This is a genomic window from uncultured Veillonella sp., assembly GCF_963543145.1.
Classification (GTDB): Bacteria; Bacillota; Negativicutes; order Veillonellales; family Veillonellaceae; genus Veillonella.
In genome coordinates this window covers 13,153-34,771 of sequence record NZ_CAUTZP010000018.1, presented here as the reverse complement: position 1 = coordinate 34,771, position 21,619 = coordinate 13,153, and the positions used below count along the sequence as shown (strand labels likewise).

Here is a 21,619-nt window from a genome sequence, read left to right as displayed (position 1 = left end):
TAGTATTTATCTAGTTCCATCGGCATTAACAGCAACACTTTTTGTCCTATAACCCGATTTTTTTGTATAACTTTCGTTGCCGCACCCGCATAGCGGGTGGTTTTATGATTCGCGACTACGTCGCGAACCAGTCTAAAGACAATAATAAGAAAAACCCGCACTACTGTGCGGGTTTATTTGGTGGACCACCAGGGGTTCGAACCCTGGACACCCTGATTAAGAGTCAGGTGCTCTGCCAGCTGAGCTAGTGGTCCATGACATGACTAATTATATGCCTCTTTTATAGGAATGTAAAGAATATTTATTACATTCCTATAAAACATAGCCATTAATATTGTAACACCCAATCTTTCATAGTATTACATGCCTCTGTAGGTAACAAATCACTCGTTCCTACGCAGTCTTCACCACTATATAATTGAAGCACACTATGCGTACGGCTCACTTCTTTAACAATAACATTCGTTAGATTCGCCTTAGGCACGCTAAATTGTAGACCATAACGACCAAAATAGGTAAATACAGCTTTTACGGTATCGTACTCTATATGGACTTGAAGCATTTTACCGCCTGGCCAGCATGATTCAATATTTTCTTTTGATCTTGGTTTTAGAAAATCAAAAAATCCCATACTAACCTCCGATTCTCCACATTGGACGTTCTGGTTGCTCCATACCGATACCATCGTGACGTTCTTGTTTTCGTTGTAAAGCACGTTCAATATGCTCTGACAAGTCCTCTGCAGTCGCGCTATTGCGTACGAGGGATACTAAATCAGCCTCGTCATCACGCAACAAGCATAACCGCATTTGTCCATCAGATGTAAGGCGTACACGATTACATGTATCACAATAACTGTGAGACATGGAGAATATAAAACCTACCGCCTTACCGCTAGGCAATGCTAAATAGGTAGCAGGTCCAAAGCCATATATGGAGTGAACCTCCGTGAGCGGTCCACCACTCACGCGTTCAAGTTGAGCCCTCCATTCATCAAAGGTAGGACCATGGAATGCGTCGCCTTGGAATGGCATATACTCGATGAAGCGCCAAATAACAGGCCATTTTTCCACATATTGTAACAAAGATCTAACTTCATCATCAGACCAGTAGCGAGATAAAACGGTATTAATCTTTACAGATTTAAAATTAGCATTAATAGCATTTCGTATGCCTTCTAGTACAGATTCAAGTTGTCCCTCTTTACCTACACAAGTAGCAAAGGCTTCACTTTCAAGAGAGTCTAAACTGATATTCACTCGGTTCAAACCAAGTTTTTTCAACCGTTGTGCCCGAGATGCTAAGAGACTACCATTGGTGGTCATGGAAATATCTTCAAACCAGCCAGTTGCTTTGATACGTTCTAACAGCTCTTCAATATGAGGATATAACAATGGTTCACCACCAGTAAGGCGCACTGCTTTTACACCAATTCGATGGAAAGCCTCTAAGATAGTCATCCATTCATCAACAGATAATAGTTGTGTTTGACTTTGAGGCGTAATTTCTGCAGGTCGACAATAGGGACAACAGAAATTACACGCATCTGTCAGCGACAGACGTACATATTCAATTGTACGGCCCCATGCGTCTTTCATAACACACCTCATTTACCAATACAGAATTATTTAATAATAGATACTTCATCACCTACATGAATTATACCGTTTTTTAGAACCTTACCAAAAATGCCTTGTGTTGGCATAATACAAGAACCAACTTGTTTCATGATTTCGCAACCATGATGGCATTCCTTACCGATTTGGGTAATTTCAAGAATAACATCTTTACCGACTTGTAGCTGTGTACCTACTGCCAATTCATATAGTACCATACCTTCAACCGTGATATTTTCAGCGAAATCACCAGGCTTTACATCCGCCCCTTGAGCGCGCATATGGTCAATACTTGCAATGCCAAGCAAACTGATTTGGCGGTGCCAATTGCCTGCGTGAGCATCACCTTCCATGCCATGATTTACGATAAGATTTGCGGATTCAATATTATGTTTCTTTTGCCCTTTTTTCTCACTAATGGAGATAGCAATAATTTTTCCTTCTGCCATGTAACCCTTCCCTTCTTATGGGAACATACCATATATACATAACTTTATATAAACATTTAATTGCAAACATATACTTGTGATTCTCATTTTGGTGAAAGCATAACAAAATACTTTTACAATTATCTATATATTATAACATAGTATTCTTACAATTTCCCTGTGAATTTAATCACTAAAAAAGAACTCTATCCTTAAAGAATAGAGTTCTCATTCTTATGATTTAGCGACGTCCCATCTCCTTGAATTCATCACCATGGTTAACACCATTAAGTAATAGATTAAGTAAAATCGCTGTAATACTACCAAAGGTAATACCAGATTTTAAGATAATTTGTGCCCAATCAGGGAAATTTGCATAAAAGTTTGGCGCCGCGATTGGAATCATAGCCACACCAATACTAATGGCTACAAGCATCAAGTTATGGTTACCATCAAAACTAACTTTACCTAGAGAGCGAATGCCGCTGGCAACAATCATACCAAACATGGCAATACCAGCACCACCGAGTACTGCATTAGGAATACTCGCTACGATAGCAGCTAGTTTTGGGAATAAACCTAATAAAATCAAAATGACACCAGATGCAGCTACAACAAATCGGCTTTTAACACCTGTTACAGCAATAAGGCCTACATTTTGAGCAAACGCCGTATACGGAAAGCTGTTAAGAATACCGCCGATCGCAGTAGAAATGCCATCAGCACGAATAATAGATGCCAATTCTTTACGACCAATTGGTTTATCTACAATTTCACCAATTGCAATACTATCGCCTGTAGTTTCTACCATAACTACGAGCATAACAATAATCATAGACAGTACAGATGCCCAGTCAAAAGTTGGCAAACCGAAGTAGAATGGTTCTATAAAGGCAATCCAGTGAGCTCGACCCACTTCACCAAAATTAGCTGCTCCCAAAGCAAAAGCTATCGCTGTACCTACAATCAATCCAATTAGAACAGAAAGATTACTAACGAAGCCTTTTCCAAATTTGTAAACAAATACAACGATCAAGAAAGTAAGAAAACCTAGCCCAATATTTGTAAAACTACCAAATTCTGGATTACCTACACCACCGCCCATCCAATTAATGGCAACTGGCATCAAGTTAATACCAATTATGGTAATAATTGTACCTGTAACTACAGGCGGGAATAATCGTATAAAACGACTAAAGAATGGAGCCACTAAGAAGGTAAATAGACCGGCCACAATGATAGCACCGTAAATAGCCGTCATACCATGTTGTGTCCCTATCATCACCATAGGACTGACAGATGCAAAGGTAACACCTTGAATCATAGGGATGCGACCACCAATATTACCAATACCTAATGTTTGAATTAATGTGGCAATACCACAAGTAAATAAGTCGGCTGTAATAAGGCGAATCAAATCCTCCATAGGTAAGTTCATAGCTTGTGCCACGATAATCGGTACAGCTACAGCCCCAGCATACATAGCCAATACATGCTGTAAACCAAAGGCAAATAGCTGTGGTATGGGCAACATACTATCGACTGTATTCGTTTGTTTTTGATCTGTCATAACGTCTCCTACATAAAATCTCGAAATATCACTCGTCTATTTTACACTATTGTTCGGATTTTAACAATAAAAAAAGAGAACCTATTAAATTCATATCATTTAACAGGTTCTCGCTTAACATTTTCCGAACATTTGACATCTACCAAGACATATTATTCAGTTTAGAATATTCTTATTTATATAAGGCTATAATAGCTGCCTCTTTAGCATCAAGACCTTGTTCAATAGCATTCATCTTAGCCGTTACATTTTCTACAAATGCTTCATCTTTAATACCAGATAGATTAATTCTTACATTTAAGAATGCTGCTTTTATCGCCGCACGTGCATTAATAGCCGCAATAATACCATCTGTTATTAGATTTTGGTTTCCTTTTTGCGATGCTAGTTCTGCTAAATCAAAAATTTGATACGCTAATTCACCAATTTCAAAAGGTACCATCGCTGCGTCTTTGTAAGCTTGTTGGATAGCCGCCGTACGTTTAGCCTTCTCTTCATCTGTATTCTTTGGCAGGCCTAAGGCGTTCATAAAGATATTAAATACATCCGCATCAGCTTGAGATAATTCAAGCATGCGATTACGAATCGCTTCTGCCTTAGTTTGAAGCTCTTCCATTTCGGACTGAACATCTTCATATCCCTTTTTACCAAAGGTTAAGTTCGCTACCATTTCAGCTAATGCTGCACCTGTTGCAGCAGTTAAAGCTGCAACAGCTCCGCCACCCGGTGTAGGCTCTTTAGATGCAGTAGCTGCCACAAAATCTATAACTCGTTCTTCTACTAATTTCATAACAAGACCTCAAAAAATTCATATTAGAATAAGCCTTTAATCGTACCGTCTGCTTCGATATCCATATTAAGTGCGGCAGGACGTTTAGGAAGGCCAGGCATAACCATTACATCCCCTGTACGGCATACGATAAAGCCTGCACCATTAGCAACACGAATATCAGAAACCGTGATGGTAAAGCCTGTTGGCGCACCTAAGAGTGCTGGATTATCAGATAAGGAGTATTGTGTTTTTGCCATACATACAGGCAAACGATCTAGCCCCCAATCAGCTAATTGTTTAATTTGTTTTTTAGCTTTATCTGTAAAGATAACACCTTCGCCACCATAAATGGTTTTAACAATTTTATTAACTTTATCTTCCAAACTGTCTTCTAAATCATATACAAATTTAGGTGTTGGCTTAGGACCATCCAGCAACTCTACGACCTTCTTAGCCATATCAGTGCCGCCTTCGCCGCCCTTTTCCCAACATTCATTAAGCTCTACCGGTACACCAAAGTCGTTACACAAGCGAGTTAATTCTGCAATTTCAACATTCGTATCAGTAGCAAATTTATTGATTGCCACTAATACAGGCACGTTAAAGTAGCGCATATTTTCAATGGCTTTACGTAGGTTACTGAAACCTTTTGTTACAGCCTCTACGTTTTCTGTATTTAACTCTTGCTTAGGTACGCCGCCATGCATTTTAAGAGCCCGCAATGTAGCTACGATAACGATTGTATCAGGGAAGATACCACCGTAACGACATTTGATATCGAGGAACTTTTCAGCACCCAAGTCAGCACCAAAGCCAGCCTCTGTAACCACAATATCACCAAGTTTAAGACCAAGTTTTGTAGCTACAATAGAGTTGCAACCATGAGCGATGTTTGCAAATGGACCACCGTGTACGATTGCCGGTGTATGTTCTAACGTTTGCACTAGATTTGGTTTGATAGCATCTTTCATAAGAAGCGCCATCGCACCTTGGCAACCAAGCTGATGAACATAAACAGGCTCACCTGCTAGATTACAGCCGATAACGATGCGACCAAAGCGTTCTTTTAAATCTTCTAGATCTTTGGCTAAGCAAAGAATAGCCATGATTTCAGAAGCAACAGTAATCATGAAGTGGTCTTCGCGTGGGAAGCCACAAACTTTACCTCCAAGGGCCACTGTCACATTACGAAGAGCACGGTCATTCATGTCTAGGACACGAGTCCAAGATAATTGACGCAAATCGATTTGCAATTCATTACCTTGATGGATGTGATTGTCGATCATGGCAGATAGCAAATTGTTAGCTGCTGTAATAGCGTGCATATCACCTGTAAAGTGAAGATTGATATCATCCATTGGCACAACTTGAGCATAACCGCCACCTGCTGCACCGCCTTTAATGCCAAATACAGGGCCTAAGGATGGCTCACGCAATGTAGCAATAGCATTTTTACCAATTTTTTGTAAACCTTGTACGAGACCAATGCTCGTTGTAGATTTACCTTCCCCTGCCGGCGTTGGCGTAATGGCCGTAACTAACACCAATTTGCCATCAGGCTTAGATTCTAAACGGCGAATAGCATCAAAGGAAATTTTCGCTTTATAATGACCATATTGTTCTATGTCATCAGGTGTTAAACCGCATTTGTCGGCAATAACTTGAATTTTCTCCATTTTATTCTGTTGGGCAATCTCAATATCGCTTAACATAAAGCCTCCTCGGCACATGGCCATCTATCAACTATATAATAACTATAAACTTATTATCTAATATTTACTATTCAACATTAAATGTCTACTGTAAGTGTATATTTGTACAGCTACAGTAATCTATTATATATGAAAGTAGTACGTATGTCTAATATTAATCCTTAACAATTTCAGTAATACACCTAATAAATTCTCTAACGGACTATACAAGCGAGTATATAAAAATGCCTAGTGTACGCCCATACACTAGGCAAATTTATAGTCTTAGAATAATTTAAAAGGGGAAGAAGATTGGTAATAATACGAGTGCCACTATACTAGATACAACGATGAGCGGCAAACCAGCTTTTACATAATCCATGAAACTATAACCAGCTATATTGTATACCATAGTATTAGCAGGCATACCAATTGGTGTAGCATATGCTAAGGAGCTCGCTATTACGATAGCTGCCAACACTGCTTTTGGATCGAATCCCAATTGAGATGCTAGACTAAGACCAATAGGAACTAACAATGCGCAAGTAGCCGTATTAGACATAAAGTTTGTCATAAATACACCAAGCACAAAGATTACTACTAGCACAACAATTGGAGACGGACTAGCACCAAGGCTATTCACGATAATATCTGCAATTACAGAACCAGTACCTGTTTTAACCATTGCGTCTCCAAGGGCCATAGAGCCAGCGAAGAGCATAATTGTTTTCATATCGATAGATCTAACAGCTGCACTTTCACTAATAACATTAGTAGCAACTAATACAAGAGCACCTACCCAAGCACTTACATAGAGTTTTACACCTAATTGTTTTTCAAAAATCATAGCCACAACTGTCAAAATCAATACAAGTGCGGAAGTCCATTTTTTCCAAGCTGGTACATGGCTATAATCATCATTACCTTCAAAGGCACCATCAGGTTGATGACTTGGAGTGTCTGGCAAGAAACGTTTGCCAATTGTAGCATAGAAGATTGTACCTACGATTAGAATTGGTAGACCTACTAAACCATAGTCAAAGAAACCAAAGGAGCCGAGTCCAGCTTGTTGTAAGCCTGCTTGAGCAATCATATTGCCAGGGGCGCCGATAAGGGAAATATTGCCACCCATAGCGGCAGCAAACACAAGAGGCATCAATAATTTAGTTTGTTTAAAACCACTCTTTTTACAAATACCGATAATTACAGGAATTAGTACAGCAGCTGTACCAGTATTAGATAAGAAACCAGATAAAATACCTGTAATCATCATAACGGCAACGAGCAAAGATGTTTCAGTTTTAGCAAACTTATGAACTACATTACCTACACCTACTGCTACACCTGTTACAAAGAATGCTTCACCAATAACAAACATGCCCATAAATAGTAAGACGTTTGGATCCACAAAACCGGCGAACGCTTCTTTAGCGGATAATACCCCACTTAGGTGCAGACCTACTGCTACAACCATAGCGGTAATAGACAAGGGGATTTTCTCCCACGCAAACATAACAATGGCAAATACCAAGAAGCCTAGAGTTATCATTACACTTGTATCCATATATACCTCCAAATACGTGTAATACCTAAAAAAGGGTACAAAAAAGGAGGATTGTACAAAATCCGTATAATCCTCCTATTAAGTTAATCCTCACAATGAGATTATTTAATGAAACTTACGTGTTTATAGATTTCTTCTAACACTTCTTCTTTCTTTGCATTGTATTCTACTTTTTTATTTTCAAAGTAGTTATTACCTTCTGCATCAATGGATACGATAAGAGGTCCAAATTCTTTAACCTTAAAAGTCCATAAGGTTTCACACATACCCAATTCGCGCCAATTAGCAGATTCCACCTTTTCAACTTCTGTAGCTGCAAGAACTGCGTTCCCCGCTGGGAATACACAATGTAGCGCACCAAAGTCTTTACATGCACGCGCTGTGTCTGCCCCCATTCCACCTTTACCAACAATAAGGCGTACACCAGTTTCTTTCACAAACTCGTACTCAAATTTTTCCATCCGCATAGATGTAGTAGGTCCTACAGACACAACTTCAAACTCATTATCGCTTATAGTACGAATAATTGGTCCCGCATGGAGTATAGCACCATTTTTAATGTCAACTGGTAACGTTTGACCCTCTTCCACCACCCGGCGATGCCCCATATCACGAGTAGTGGTAATATGTCCAGTTAAATAAATCACATCGCCTGGCTTAATTCCTTCTAGATCAGATTTTTGAATAGGTGTAGTTAATACTTTCTTAGCCATTATAGTGTCACTCCTTTATGAGATTTAACTATGCAATTACCATCTTTATCAAATACAAGATTGCCTCGACGATGATTCCAACAACCTACGCTGACAGCACAAGAAATAACAGATGGATGACGTGTACCATGTTCAATATTCACACCTAAAACAGTTTTATCCCCACCCATACCTTGAGGGCCAATACCAATTTTATTAATTCCATCTTCTAATAATTGTTCCATATAAGCAGCTTTTTCGTTGGGTGCTTTTGAAGATACAGGACGCATTAATGCCTTTTTAGATAAACCGGCAGCAGTATCAATAGTAGTAGCAATTCCTACACCTACTAAAAGTGGAGGACACGCATTTAAACCATAGCTCGTCATCAAGTCGAGAACAAACTTAGCAACACCTTCATAACCTTCGCCTGGCATTAATGTTTTACCAGAACCTGGCAAAGAACAACCACCACCAGCCATGTATGGAAAAATTTCTACATCATCACGTCCAGGAATGATATCCCAGTGAATATAAGGTGCTGTCAAACCAATATTTGTACCAGTGTTAAATTCATCAAAGGTTTCCACACAATTTAGTCGCAATGGAGCTTCTTGTGTAGCTTTATATGTAGCATCTTTTAAGATTTCCTCTAGCTCACCAATTAGAGGATAGTTAGAACCCACTTTTACCCAAAATTGTAATACACCTGTATCTTGGCATGAAGGGCGATTAAGCTGAGCTGCTAGATCCATATTATGTTGCATTGTTTCATAAATAGATTTAGCCATAGGATTTCTTTCATCCTTAGCTAATTCATGGATTTTTTCTTGTACATCATCAGGCAATACCTTTGCCATATAAGAAACGAAGTTAGCTATTTTATTTGTCATTTCTTGCACTTGTTGATTCTTCGTACTCATCGTAAACCTCCTGTAGTACTTCACTATTTAGGACTCTATAATACTGTCTACTTAAAACCTTAGTGCCTATCACTAATTACATTGTACTCTTTTTCAGAGATATAACTATCCAATTTACAAGTTTGTTTTTATTGGCACAAGGACCTTAGAATTATACAAAATCACCCGAATCTATAGAGTCTAACATTATCAAATATACAATTTTGCCCATATAAAAAAAGAAAAAGAGTACTACTTATCTAAAGTAATACTCTTTTACCATATATTTATATACTATTATGATATATACAAAATTACCTATACCTAATGATTGTATATTTTGGAAATTGAGGGAATAATGCTATAAATCTTATACTAGCTTACCATAGTATTAAAACTGTCTATATTAAGCTTGTAGTTTTCTAACAACAAGCTCAAGTTGCTCCTTAACGTCCTGTAGTTTTTGATTAGCCTGCTTTAACTCAAGACTATATATAGAATCATCTTTATAGGCTACGCAAGATTGTAAGATCTCCATAATATCATTTTCTTGAGTAGAGATAATTTCCTTCCAATCATGTAGTTTTGTTTTACGCCCCAACTCTTTTGCTTGTTTACGATATTCTGATGGCGTCGTATGAAAATGTTTCTTAAATGCTACATTAAAGGCTTTAATATCTGCAAACCCACAGCTGCTTGCAATATGTGCAACCCCATCATTAGAATTGACCAAACGTACTGTTGCCTCTCGCAACCGCAAACGCAAAACATATTCAAGAAAAGAAACACCTAATTGGCGTTTAAAAAACTGAGATGTATAGTTCACATTATAACCGCCAATTTTGGCAATATCTTCTAACTCAATCTTTTGCTGATAGTTTTCATCAATGTAAGCAATCATTTTATCAAAGGTAGCTACGGTCATATCAGCAGGCTTTGTATGTACAGGGATAGTCTTAACCGCATCAATTTCACGATATATATCACTAGTCAACGATAAATAGTGACTCTCCAAACATAATTGACGATCAGGACTATCACCATTCACCATTAGTAACATCATTTGTGCTGCATGATGACGTAAGGACGTAAAGAATTGATTATACCGATTACTTTTATCTGAGCGCAATACAAATTGATACATACCAAAGTTAGGATCAAAGTATTGGAAAAACTCCTTACTTACATGAATAACAAGAGCTGTCGTATCCTCCTCTAAGGCTAATGTAGCGTGTCCAACTTGAGGAGAAATAATAATTGTATCGAGCGGCTCCATCGTGAAAACCTCGCTATTACAACTCATATCAATTCTACCTTTTAACAAGATTAGGATTTCTACGCCACTGTGCCAGTTGTAATGATATGTACTAACCTTATATATATCACTATTAAAATCTATATGATTATGTTTATAGGTATAGTAAAAATAATCCATAATAATTAAAATCTCCCATAAAAAATGCATCCCTTATAATCCAAGGGATGCATTCATTATGATATATTTATTTAGCTATGGTCAACAGATTATTTCTTATCATACGACTTTCAACACTATATAAAATAATTAGCGCAAACTCTTATTACATAAGGGCTGTAATTGCTGCTGCCAAGCCGAAGAAGATGCCTGGTGCATTTGCCAATGCAACTGGGATATCTCTGTGCTCTTTGAACAAGCCATAAGCCACCCATAATGTACAGTTGATAGCCGCTACAAGTGGTTGGATCCAATCACCAGTACCTGGATGTGCTAAGTTGTTCATAATTTGTGGGAAGTAAGATACATACATAGCTACAGCAGTAACTGTTGCAACTTTCCCTAAATTTTCCATAAATTTTACTTGATTCATTATATCCTCCAAAATGATTAATTTGCGATTGTTTGTAATACCTGATGAAGTATATTCTACGCATTTTAAGAAATCTAACTATCCAAATTAAAAGAGAGTTTTTTCGAAAATTGCAATAACAAGTTGAACATTGACAGTTGAATAGTCTGTTAGGCGACACAGGAATAAATCCGATCCAGTTCATTCTCGAAGAGATCATCCGGAGTACGGTAGCCCAGTAGTTTTCTTGGAAGGCTATTACACCAGGTCTCGATTTGAGAAATCTGCTCATCAGAGTAGCTGTCGATGCGTTTCCCCTTGGGGATGAATCTGCGGATCAAGCCATTGTGGCGTTCTACGGATCCCTTTTCGCAAGAGGTATAGGGATGGGCAAAGTAAACCAGCGTTTTGCTTAAGTCCTCCAGCTCGGACAACATCGAGAACTCGGATCCGTTGTCTGTCGTAATCGTCTTGAAGATAGTATCCCAGTGTTCACTGTACTGTGAACGGATGGTTGTTAAAGCAGCCATGACACCGTTTGGATTCCGACCCGGAACACGAATCATCCAGTACTCGCGAGTTTTGCGTTCAAGCATGGTGAGCAGAGCGTCGTCATCCTTCTTCTTTGAACCGATGACAAGGTCTGCCTCCCAGTGCCCAAACTCGCTGCGGTCATTTGCTTCCGATGGTCGTTCTTCGATGCTGCGTCCAAGAACCCTTTTGTTTTTAAGGATTTTCACCCTCTTTGAAGATCTACGGAGTTTTTCGGGAAGGTGGATGTTCTTGATGCCAAGCAGTCCGAGGTCAGCATAGCTATATAGTGTCTTAGTACAGACAATCTGTCCTCTGGTGAACAAGCCTTCTTTCAGGGCATAGCCGACGCAAGCATCCAGTGACCATCCGTCTTCGAAAAACTTTTTCTCAACAAACGAGATGAAATCGACTTTCTCGAGGAAGTCGTAGTGCCTACAGCACACTTGACGGTTCTGCTCGTAGGTAGCTTGTCCGGCGGTGGCTTTGTAGCGGAGAATATTTCCTTTGTACAGTACCACTGTTCCGCGCTTAATCTCGTTGCGAACGGTGTTTGGTGCACATCCGATTTCCTTGGCGATTTTGTTGGGACTCCAACCATCCTTAAGGCGTGTTTGAATCAAAACCCGGTGCTCAAATGAAAGATGTTGTCCCTTTCTGTGCTCAGTTGTAGTAGAATATAAGTAGTCCATAGGGATTTCCTCCTTGTGAATGAAGCTTTGTCACTTACATTCTACCAAAGAGAGAGCCTTATGGACTTTTTGTGTTACTTGTTCAACTTGATTTTACAATCGACGACTTCTATTTGTAAGGTTAAGTTGTACTGTTCAACGATGTTCATACATTCGACCTCTCTCAAGCATTAAAAATGCACCCCTTAATACCTCAAGGGATGCATTTATTATGATATATTTATTTAACAACGGTCAACAGCATCTTGAAGTTTTCTCGTGCATCGAGACTATGAGGTACTTCAGATGGCATGATCAATGTTTCACCAGCTTTTACATTGTGTTCCACATCACCGACGACGATGTGTGCTTCACCATCAAGGATTTGCACAATCGCATCACCTACAGTTACATGTGTTGAGATTTCCTCCCCTTTTGGCAATGCAAACAAGGTAATACTGAGGCGTTCATTTTGGGCAATCGTAATACTAATCACTTGCCCTTCTTTATACTCTAAACGATCGCCTAGATGTAAAATCTCGTTGACTGGGATATTTTTTGTGAAAGTCTTACTCATAGAAATCACTCCTTATATAACTATATAATGGTAAAAGTAATTAAAATGCTAAACATTTAGTGCATCTAAACTCATATAGTTTAAACCGCAGGTAGCAAACCTAACAGATATACATTAAAGGTATCTCCCGGTCGTACTTCATGTACACCACGCGGAATACAGGCCAATGCATTAACCGTATATAAGCCTAATATGCTGCTACTGTTAAAGTGACGGTTAGCCACAAAGCGTGGAACGCCACCACCGAAGATCACTTTACCTTGTACATAGCGATCAAAAGCATTGCGTTTAAAGATTTCCGAATCCATTACACAAGCTACGACAGGTGTAGTCCAGTTGGCTAAACCTTTATAGCGTTTTAACGTTGGCGCTACGATTAAATGCCAGCCGTTAAAAGCAGCTCCTGGATTACCAGATAGGCCAAAGATGATTTGACCTTTCGGTGTCACCGCACCATAGGATGCAGCGCCAGGCCGCATTTGAATACGTGCATAAATAGATTGAGCACCTAGTTTCTCATAAATAAGAGGCATTGTATCAAAGAGACCGACGGACACACCACCAGAACTGATGATGATATCTGCCTCTTCACTAAGCTGCAACACGTGGTTGATTTCAGAGTCTAGTTCCTCTGGCGCATCACTTACATGATAATGTGTAATCTTATGAAAGCCTAAATCCTCCAAAAGTCCACAAATCATAGCCCGATTAGAATTATAGATTTTACCTGGTGTTAAGCTTTCACCAGGTTCAATCACCTCATGACCTGAGGTAAGCACTAACACGCGAGGCATCACATTAACAGAAACCTCAGTCAGCCCAAGACCAGTCAAAATGGTTTGTACTGTAGATGTTACCTCTGTACCTCGTGGAATTACAATGGTACCGGCAACGCACTCTTCACCTTGAGGGATAATATGATCGCCACATCGATAGTTGCCTTGAATAGTAATTGTTGTTTTCGGTTCTCCTGTGCCAACCACTTGTTCCTGCATGATTACAGTATCACATGTATCCGGCACAGGTGCACCCGTCATAATTCGCACTGCATGGCCAGGTTCAACAGGATGTTCCCATACAACGCCGGCACCAATAATACCATCCACGATATATTCATTACGACCTTCTTCGTAGGCAATGGCATAGCCATCCATAGCAGATTTAGGGAATGCAGGTACGTCTGTAGGAGCAATAATATCCTCTGCCAATACGTATCCTTTCGCCACCTTAACAGCAATAGTTTCAGTTTTATGAACTTTTGTTTGTAAGGCCTCATCCCATAATTGGAGTGCCTTCTCAACAGTAACGACGGCCATGTAAACTCCTCATCATTTCCTGTATGTGGCGTACCAATTCAGGTACGTCTTGATTCAATTTGCTAATTTCAATTGTTGCCACTCGCTCCATTGCATCCGAGATAAGCTCTTCCGTATGTCCCTCTTGGGTAACCTCTATGATAGGGGCAATGCCTTGGGACCTTGTTTCTAGTATAACAATATCTACGGGCATATGCTGTGTCAAATCATACAGACTAGACTGTTCTTTCGTGCGTATACGAATCGCTGTTTCTGTAGGACCTGCAATAGCAACCGCATCAGCGCCAGCCTTATACACAAGGTCTGTATCGGTTCCTTCATGATCCATTTGAAAGCCGTGCTTATCACTCTTTACAACACCGACGGATAGACCAACTCGTTGTAATTCTGATACAAGGCGAGTTACAACGGTTGTTTTTCCAGTTTTCCGCTTAGATGCTACTACACTAATGATCGGTACACGACGAAACTCATTTTCTGCTAAAGCTCGTGCCCATTGATAATCTTCAAAACGATTAATATTGCTCAATTCCCAACTATAATCACTAGCATCAATAGATTCAACATGGCCCATCATATCAAGAGCATGTTGTAAAGACATATCTTCACCAACGAGAATAGATGGGATTAATGAAGCAATATAAGGTCTGTAAATGCCAGCCATTGGCTCTTTTTTACCACTTTCACCATGTGGGACAATGGCGTTCCAATCATTGTGATCCACCTGATATAGCCAATCATAATATAAGTCCATCTCCATAAATGGCATATCTACAGCCATCACTGCATAAGCTGAACTTACGCCAACAGATAAGGTACTATAAAGGCCACCCAAAGGTCCACACCGCTCGACAGAATCCCGAACGATAGAAACTTTTTCTTTTTCATTGTTCGATAATGTATCTAAGATATGAGTCTGTATGGCATGACCTAATTCTTCATCATCCCCAATAGAAATCAAAATATCATGTACATCTGCTTCAAGTCCCTTGCGGAGGGCATGGGATATGAGGCTTTCACCATTAATCCAAGGCAACAAAGCCTTTGGTTGCCCCATTCTAGTGCTAAGACCACCAGCTAAAATAATTAAACCTAATTTATCCACGACGCCCCAAACCTCGTTTAACACCTTGATAGACGAATAGTAAAACTACAATATTTAAAATACCATCTGGCACCATATAGGAAGCATTATAAACCATAGAGTAAATCCAAGGATTTTGACCTTGTGGTGCATAGCTAGCAAAGACTACGGCGCCACTAATAACAGATGCGGCCCAACGCAATGCGATACCTACGATAGAGCCTGTAATAAGTCCAGAAATAGAATCCTTGAAATAACCGCAAACACCAATAGCACCATAGGCTACTAAGTAATCTAAGATAATACTTAAATAATGAACAGATGATTTAAAGCCTAAAATAAAGTGTAAAATGCCGTACACAACACCGACAAAAATACCGCGTGTGCCGCCCCAGCGGTACGCATAAATCATAAGTGGTACTAAAGCTGCAGCCTTAATTGATCCACCTTGTGGCATATGGAAAATCGTAATAAATGACAAGACTTGTGCAATAGCAATTGCTACACCAGCTTCCGCTAGCATACGAGTTTTTGATTGATCCATTTCAATCGACCTCCTCCCAATTATATGTTTTATATATGTATTTCAACTGATATTTTTATTTATACAGTCTACTTGTATTGTACTACAGTTTTTTCATGACACCAAACAAAATATTCGGAACGTATTGAAAATTTTACGAGTCTCTTGTATAATAGTACAGGTTCAATATGTAATACTCGAAGGAGATATAGAAACTATGATTAACACAACGAACATCTTTGATTACGAAGACGTGCAATTAATTCCTAATAAATGTATCGTCACTAGCCGCAGCGAATGTGATACACATGTAAAATTAGGTAAACGCACATTCCGCTTACCAGTGGTACCTGCAAATATGCAAACTATCATTGACGAAGAGTTGGCTGAAAAATTAGCTCGTGAAGGCTATTTCTATATCATGCATCGTTTCCAACCTGAACGTCGTATGGACTTTGTAAAACGCATGCACGACCTTAACTTATATTCTTCTATTTCTATCGGTGTAAAAGCTGAAGAATTTGCTTTAGTAGATGAATTCAAAAAAGCAAACTTAACACCTGAATACATCACAATCGATATTGCACATGGTCATTCCAATGCAGTAATCGAAATGATCCAATACATTAAAAAGAACTTGCCTGAAACTTTCGTTATCGCTGGTAACGTAGGTACACCAGAAGCAGTTCGTGAACTTGAAAATGCTGGTGCAGATGCTACTAAAGTAGGTATCGGTCCTGGTAAAGTTTGTATCACTAAATTAAAAACAGGTTTCGGTACTGGTGGTTGGCAATTAGCTGCTGTTCGCTGGTGTGCAAAAGCAGCTACAAAACCTATCATCGCTGACGGCGGTATCCGCGATCACGGTGACATCGCTAAATCTATTCGCTTTGGTGCTACTATGGTTATGATTGGTTCTCTCTTTGCAGGTCACGAAGAATCTCCAGGGGAAGAAAAAATCGTTGACGGTAAAGCAGTAAAAGAATACTTTGGGTCCGCATCTGAGTTCCAAAAAGGGGAACGCAAAAACGTAGAAGGTAAAAAAATCTTCATCGATTCCAAAGGTTCTATTTTTGATACTTTAGTTGAAATGGAACAAGATTTACAATCTGCTATCTCTTATGCTGGCGGTACTACTTTACAAGCAATCCGCAAAGTAGACTATGTACTTGTTAAAAACTCTATTTTCAACGGCGATCGCTAATATAAATACTATAGGTAAAAGCCACAGGTTCTAGCCTGTGGCTTTTTCGTATGCCCTCTATATCCACTATCCTTCTACATCCACTATAAGGAATAACATATGTTTAATCGAGTAATATGACTATGTAAAAAAAATTAGCCCCAAAGACAGATTGTCTCTGGGGCTATTATTTAAATTTATACTTCAGCTTCTTTTGATTTGTCCATTAACATATAAGCGTATTTACCAATACCCGCACTAATAACAAGCATAGCCGTTAATACACTGAAAGCTATTGTAAGGCTAGTTGCATGAGCAATGAAACCAATCAATGCTGGTCCCATCAAAATCCCCATATAACCAAGCATGGTAGATGTTGCCACAGCTTGTGTCATAGGAATTACATTTTGTTCCCCCATAGCAGAGAACAAATTTGGTACTACCATGGCTAAAGAGATGCCAAGTAATAAATACGTATACATGGAGCCAGATCCTGGTAAAAATACGATAAGCCCCATTGCAATGGCACCGAATAAATAGCCACCAATAACAACTTGTTTAGAGGTCAAATGTTTACCCCATCGATTACCAAGCAACCGGCCGATACACATAGCACCATTAAAGAGCATAACACCCATAACGGCTTCTTCGATAACGATACCTTTATCTTCAAATAAGTATAATGCACTCCAATCCCCTACTGCACCTTCAACTAAGTAAGATACAAAGGACAATAGTCCAAAGATAATAGCAATCGGATGGAACGATAATGGGCTTTTAGCTTTCTTTGTAACCTTTGCATTGGGATCACTACCAAAGGTTAACATAAATTGGCTGACTACAACCATGGCAATGAATAATACGATGAGAAGGCCCCAAATACTTTCATTAACAGGCAAAGATAATATCTTTATAAGAACAAGCAAAACACCAGCACCAGCAAAGCCACCTAAGCTCCATCCACCATGATAGGCACCCATTAAGTGTTTCTTGCTAACCTTTTCAGTTAGGATTGCTTGTAAATTAGCAGAAGCACCACTAAGGCCTACACCAATACCAAAGAAGAATAAAACAGCTGTTGTAGTAGCAATAGTAGAACACATAGTTACGATAGCAAGAGATAACATACCAATGAAACTAGCCAATAAAACGACCTTCTTGCATCCAAAGCTCTCTACTAACTTACCTGCTATAGCCATGGACAAACAAGAGCCTACACCAAGCACTAAAATCATGGATCCCAATACATCTTCACCTATATTGAGCTTTGCTTTTAAATATGGCACAAACCCCGCCCATAAGGCTGTATACATACCGGGAATAAAAAATGCCCCAAAGGCACCACGGATATTTGCTGTGGAAATAGAAACTTGATCGTTCATTACATCCTTTCTGGCTTCTAGAACCGTCCGGCGAAGAAAGGCCCTTTTTATCCGCAAAGGGCTAAAACTTGCACCATTGCAGGAAACCATTTTAATTACATATGATTTAATCTTGGACTATAATAACCCTCTTTACGATACATGTAAAGAGGGTTTTCTAAATTTAAACTAAACTTAAAAAGCGATATAAAGTATATTTGGTTAAAGGTAACTAATTAGTCGTTTAATGAATATTTAGTAAAGAATCCATATCCCCACACAGCTAGTAAGTAATGCCACAAGAACAGGTACAGCTGTGCGTTTAAGTAAATCTACTGACTTAATATGCGCCACCCCTGCTACGCCTACCATTACGGGACTAATAGGGCTAAGGAATAAACCTAGGCTTGCACCATTTTGCATACCAAGCATAGTCGTAATCGGATCAAGGCCTAGATGAGCTACGATATTTGGTACTAGTGGAACTAATGTAAATAACGGTGCTACATTGCTACCGGTTACCATACTAAGGCCTAACATACCGCCCCATAGAATAGAGGTAAGTCCAATGGAATTAAGAGATAGTGTTTGGAGTGCGCTGACTAAGGATTCAATAATGCCTAAGCTCACTAAGCCTAGTGCAAAAATTTGCCCCCCTATAATTAGAGTTACTGCATAGGAAAACTGGTTTCCCATGCCCTCAAAGAATATTGTGGTACTCTTAAGGACTGTCCGTAAATTACGGTGTCGAATCAGTTCCGCTAACAAGGCGATACCAAAAGCGAGCATCATAGCCAACGTTACATTCATCTTCACCCCAGGCAAACCATATTGACTAAACCCCAAGATAAAACACAAAGGTAATAACGGGAATATCATATACGGCTTAGGACCTATGGGCGCCTCTGGAATACTTTCACAAGCATCTATAGCCTTAGGTTCCTCCACCCGATCACGATATTTCTGCCAGAAAAAGTGTGCTATAGCTGTCACAATAGCGACTAAGAAATAAAGACGCAACTGGTAGCCTACAAAATAGTTTGGCACAGGCATATTCAAGGTCTTTGCAATGAGTAAGGTAGACACCGCACCTGGTCCTACGTCCATAAGATGCCCCGTAGCAATAACCGCTGCAGCCCCCACGGGGCTCACGCCAAGGCGAAGCAATACAGGATACATGGTAACCATCATAAGGAGGGCAAGACTCAATGGATTCGGTACACAAATAGACAGTCCCATATTAAGAAGAAACATTAGGGCCAGTACAATATATGGCCGATTTAACCGATATAAAGGACGTATAAATGTATGTGCCAATCTCGTCCCTGCCCCTATGTACTCCATATATTTTGCATAGCCAGCACAGGTCATAATCATGAGGCCTAAATTCACTATATTCTCAGATGTAGTAATTCGCACAATCTCCATAGCATCAAATACCAAGACGCCTGTAGATTGAGACTCAACAAGTATGGCATCAATCCAATTTGCCTCATAAGCAATAAACATCATGAGGATCCCCATACCAATTAAAACTGGCTGTGGTTGATAGCGCTTCATTAACAATATACCTGTAATAGCAATAATGGTGATACATATAACTATATTCATAAATAAGCACCTCTCAACTAGAGAATATCTATTAGACTTATATGGGACTTACATTACACTCTTATTATAGTTATATTATACCTATATCATGCACAAAATATAAATAAAAATACAATGAAAAAGCACCATCATCTTTAAGATAACAGTGCTTTTATGTCTTCTTATACTTTTATTTATGCTCTTTTAACCATGCAATGGCATATTCTGCATATACGGCTGATGCCGCAGATAATACGGAATCATCCATATTAAATCGATTGTTATGATGATCGTACGTAGCCTCTACATCAGGATTTTGAATACCAATAAAGGCAAAGCAGCCTGGTTTATCTTGCAAATACCATGCAAAGTCTTCACCTGGCATTACTTTACGCATTTTAGAAAGCTTATCTTTACCTAAGGTATCAATAACAACCCGTTCTGCTAGTTCACTAGATGCCGAATCATTAATAGTAGGCGGCACTTTTTTTACATATTCTAATGTTGCAGTTGCTCCATAAGCTTCAGCAGTATGCTCTACTACTCGTCGTATGGATTCTACATAATAATCTTCTTGATTAGGATCAAAGAATCGAATGGTACCACCCATTTTAGCTTCACCAGGAATAACATTCCATTCCGTTCCAGAGTGAATATTCCCAATAGTTAATACTAAAGAATCCAATGCACTAACATTACGAGACACTACGGTTTGCAAATTCATAACGATGGCACTAGCTACCACAATGGCATCAATCGCTTGATGAGGTTGTGCACCATGGCCTTGCTTACCTTTTACATTGATAGTAATTTGGCTACTTGCAGCCATCCGAGGCCCTTCTTCAACAGATATAAGACCTGCTGGTAAATCAATCCATACGTGACCACCAAAGATAGCATCCACCTTATCGTACCAGTCGCCAAATTTGATAAAATCGGGTGCCCCCGCCCCTGTCTCCTCAGCAGGTTGAAAGGCTAAATATACGTCGCCTTCGATGCGGTCTTTCATAGACATTAACATCTTTGCAGCTCCTAACAAGATAGCCATATGACCATCGTGACCACAGGCATGCATTTTGCCTTCAGTTTCTGATTTATAGTCTACTGTATTATGTTCGTGAACAGGCAATGCATCAATATCGGCGCGCAAAGCAATAGCTTTGCCAGGTTTACCACCTCGGATGATACCAATTAACCCTATGCCACGCTCTGTATCAACATGAACCTCTACGCCCATAGATTCTAATTCTTTAGCCAAGGTCTTTGTTGTTTCAAACTCTTCATTACTGAGCTCAGGATGTTTATGGAAATATCTACGCCAATCTTGGACGTAGCCTTTATATTGTTCTATTAAATCGCGACTATGCATGATCTCGCCTCCTCACTAAATCCCAACATTACTAGGAATAACATAGTAAAAGTAAAAGAAAACGACAGGCAGTGCCATGTCGTTTTCTTAATTTCTTATCGGTTGCGCAATACTGCTTGTACCGCCAAGGATACTACAGCTGTTGCAACTGCCACAACAGCAGTAATTTTTGCTGTTGTGAAAAGTTCTTCTTTTGTAGGTTTTGCTTTAGTAGCAATATCCAACGTTTTTGCTACAGCAGGTACCAATACTTCATTACGTAAGGATTCTGTATTCATATTTACTCCTCCAATATAGACTGTTTCTTCTAGGTTATCACGAATGAGAACTAAAGTCTATATATTCATTGATTT

21 protein-coding genes and 1 tRNA gene are annotated in these 21,619 nt (G+C 39.3%); 1 reads left to right on the top strand and 21 read right to left on the bottom strand.

Features of this window, described 5'->3' with window-relative positions:
* Positions 1–178 precede the first annotated feature (178 nt).
* The 17 genes from RWZ05_RS07885 to thiT form a co-directional block, all read right to left on the bottom strand.
* Positions 179–254, bottom strand: a tRNA-Lys gene (locus RWZ05_RS07885).
* A 74-nt stretch (positions 255–328) separates the two neighbouring features.
* Positions 329–631: a hypothetical protein gene (locus tag RWZ05_RS07880; RefSeq protein ID WP_314643480.1), complete on the bottom strand. Its 303-nt coding sequence runs from the start codon at positions 629–631 to the stop codon at positions 329–331.
* Position 632: 1 nt separating this feature from the next.
* A complete protein-coding gene (moaA, locus tag RWZ05_RS07875) occupies positions 633–1,598 on the bottom strand; it encodes a GTP 3',8-cyclase MoaA (protein WP_314643479.1) in 966 nt (321 codons plus the stop codon).
* Between the two features lie 26 nt (positions 1,599–1,624).
* Entirely contained in the window at positions 1,625–2,065 is a 441-nt protein-coding gene (locus RWZ05_RS07870; protein WP_314643477.1) for an MOSC domain-containing protein, read from the bottom strand.
* 220 nt (positions 2,066–2,285) lie between these two features.
* Positions 2,286–3,614, bottom strand: coding sequence for a nucleobase:cation symporter-2 family protein (locus RWZ05_RS07865; RefSeq protein WP_314643475.1), 1,329 nt, complete (start codon positions 3,612–3,614; stop codon positions 2,286–2,288).
* 172 nt (positions 3,615–3,786) lie between these two features.
* Positions 3,787–4,404 carry a cyclodeaminase/cyclohydrolase family protein gene (locus RWZ05_RS07860; protein ID WP_314643474.1) on the bottom strand — a complete coding sequence of 206 codons (618 nt, stop codon included), beginning with the start codon at positions 4,402–4,404 and terminating at the stop codon, positions 3,787–3,789.
* Positions 4,405–4,427: 23 nt separating this feature from the next.
* On the bottom strand, positions 4,428–6,098 hold the full coding sequence (locus tag RWZ05_RS07855; RefSeq protein ID WP_314643473.1) for a formate--tetrahydrofolate ligase: 1,671 nt from the start codon (positions 6,096–6,098) through the stop codon (positions 4,428–4,430).
* A 274-nt stretch (positions 6,099–6,372) separates the two neighbouring features.
* Positions 6,373–7,641: an SLC13 family permease gene (locus RWZ05_RS07850; RefSeq protein WP_314643471.1), complete on the bottom strand. Its 1,269-nt coding sequence runs from the start codon at positions 7,639–7,641 to the stop codon at positions 6,373–6,375.
* A gap of 101 nt (positions 7,642–7,742) precedes the next feature.
* Entirely contained in the window at positions 7,743–8,354 is a 612-nt protein-coding gene (ttdB, locus tag RWZ05_RS07845; RefSeq protein ID WP_314643469.1) for a L(+)-tartrate dehydratase subunit beta, read from the bottom strand.
* Positions 8,354–9,256, bottom strand: coding sequence for a L(+)-tartrate dehydratase subunit alpha (ttdA, locus tag RWZ05_RS07840; RefSeq protein WP_314643467.1), 903 nt, complete (start codon positions 9,254–9,256; stop codon positions 8,354–8,356). Before ttdA ends, ttdB begins: the two co-directional genes overlap by 1 nt.
* A gap of 385 nt (positions 9,257–9,641) precedes the next feature.
* Positions 9,642–10,670, bottom strand: a complete 1,029-nt coding sequence (locus RWZ05_RS07835; protein WP_314643465.1) for an AraC family transcriptional regulator — start codon at positions 10,668–10,670, stop codon at positions 9,642–9,644.
* Between the two features lie 145 nt (positions 10,671–10,815).
* Complete coding sequence (locus RWZ05_RS07830) at positions 10,816–11,082, bottom strand: SemiSWEET family transporter (protein WP_314643462.1); 267 nt, start codon at positions 11,080–11,082, stop codon at positions 10,816–10,818.
* 149 nt (positions 11,083–11,231) lie between these two features.
* Entirely contained in the window at positions 11,232–12,284 is a 1,053-nt protein-coding gene (locus RWZ05_RS07825) for an IS30 family transposase (RefSeq protein ID WP_314643461.1), read from the bottom strand.
* 220 nt (positions 12,285–12,504) lie between these two features.
* On the bottom strand, positions 12,505–12,840 hold the full coding sequence (locus tag RWZ05_RS07820; RefSeq protein WP_105086291.1) for a cupin domain-containing protein: 336 nt from the start codon (positions 12,838–12,840) through the stop codon (positions 12,505–12,507).
* Between the two features lie 80 nt (positions 12,841–12,920).
* Positions 12,921–14,156: a molybdopterin molybdotransferase MoeA gene (locus tag RWZ05_RS07815; protein WP_314643459.1), complete on the bottom strand. Its 1,236-nt coding sequence runs from the start codon at positions 14,154–14,156 to the stop codon at positions 12,921–12,923.
* Positions 14,137–15,261, bottom strand: a complete 1,125-nt coding sequence (gene mobB, locus RWZ05_RS07810; protein WP_314643458.1) for a molybdopterin-guanine dinucleotide biosynthesis protein B — start codon at positions 15,259–15,261, stop codon at positions 14,137–14,139. The genes RWZ05_RS07815 and mobB overlap by 20 nt, the downstream gene beginning before the upstream one ends.
* The gene (thiT, locus tag RWZ05_RS07805; protein WP_314643456.1) at positions 15,254–15,784 is read right to left on the bottom strand and encodes an energy-coupled thiamine transporter ThiT; all 531 of its coding nucleotides are present in this window, start codon (positions 15,782–15,784) and stop codon (positions 15,254–15,256) included. The genes mobB and thiT overlap by 8 nt, the downstream gene beginning before the upstream one ends.
* 196 nt (positions 15,785–15,980) lie before the next feature.
* Between thiT and RWZ05_RS07800 the strand changes: the two genes are divergently transcribed.
* On the top strand, positions 15,981–16,967 hold the full coding sequence (locus RWZ05_RS07800; RefSeq protein WP_314643453.1) for a GMP reductase: 987 nt from the start codon (positions 15,981–15,983) through the stop codon (positions 16,965–16,967).
* A gap of 176 nt (positions 16,968–17,143) precedes the next feature.
* Here the strand turns inward: RWZ05_RS07800 and RWZ05_RS07795 are convergent, their stop codons facing one another.
* From RWZ05_RS07795 to RWZ05_RS07780, 4 genes are all read right to left on the bottom strand, one after another.
* A complete protein-coding gene (locus RWZ05_RS07795; protein WP_314643452.1) occupies positions 17,144–18,328 on the bottom strand; it encodes an MFS transporter in 1,185 nt (394 codons plus the stop codon).
* A 234-nt stretch (positions 18,329–18,562) separates the two neighbouring features.
* Complete coding sequence (dcuC, locus tag RWZ05_RS07790) at positions 18,563–19,918, bottom strand: C4-dicarboxylate transporter DcuC (RefSeq protein ID WP_314643450.1); 1,356 nt, start codon at positions 19,916–19,918, stop codon at positions 18,563–18,565.
* A gap of 169 nt (positions 19,919–20,087) precedes the next feature.
* On the bottom strand, positions 20,088–21,266 hold the full coding sequence (locus tag RWZ05_RS07785) for an amidohydrolase (protein ID WP_314643448.1): 1,179 nt from the start codon (positions 21,264–21,266) through the stop codon (positions 20,088–20,090).
* Positions 21,267–21,361: 95 nt separating this feature from the next.
* Positions 21,362–21,544, bottom strand: coding sequence for a hypothetical protein (locus tag RWZ05_RS07780; RefSeq protein ID WP_314643447.1), 183 nt, complete (start codon positions 21,542–21,544; stop codon positions 21,362–21,364).
* Between the last annotated feature and the right edge of the window lie 75 nt (positions 21,545–21,619).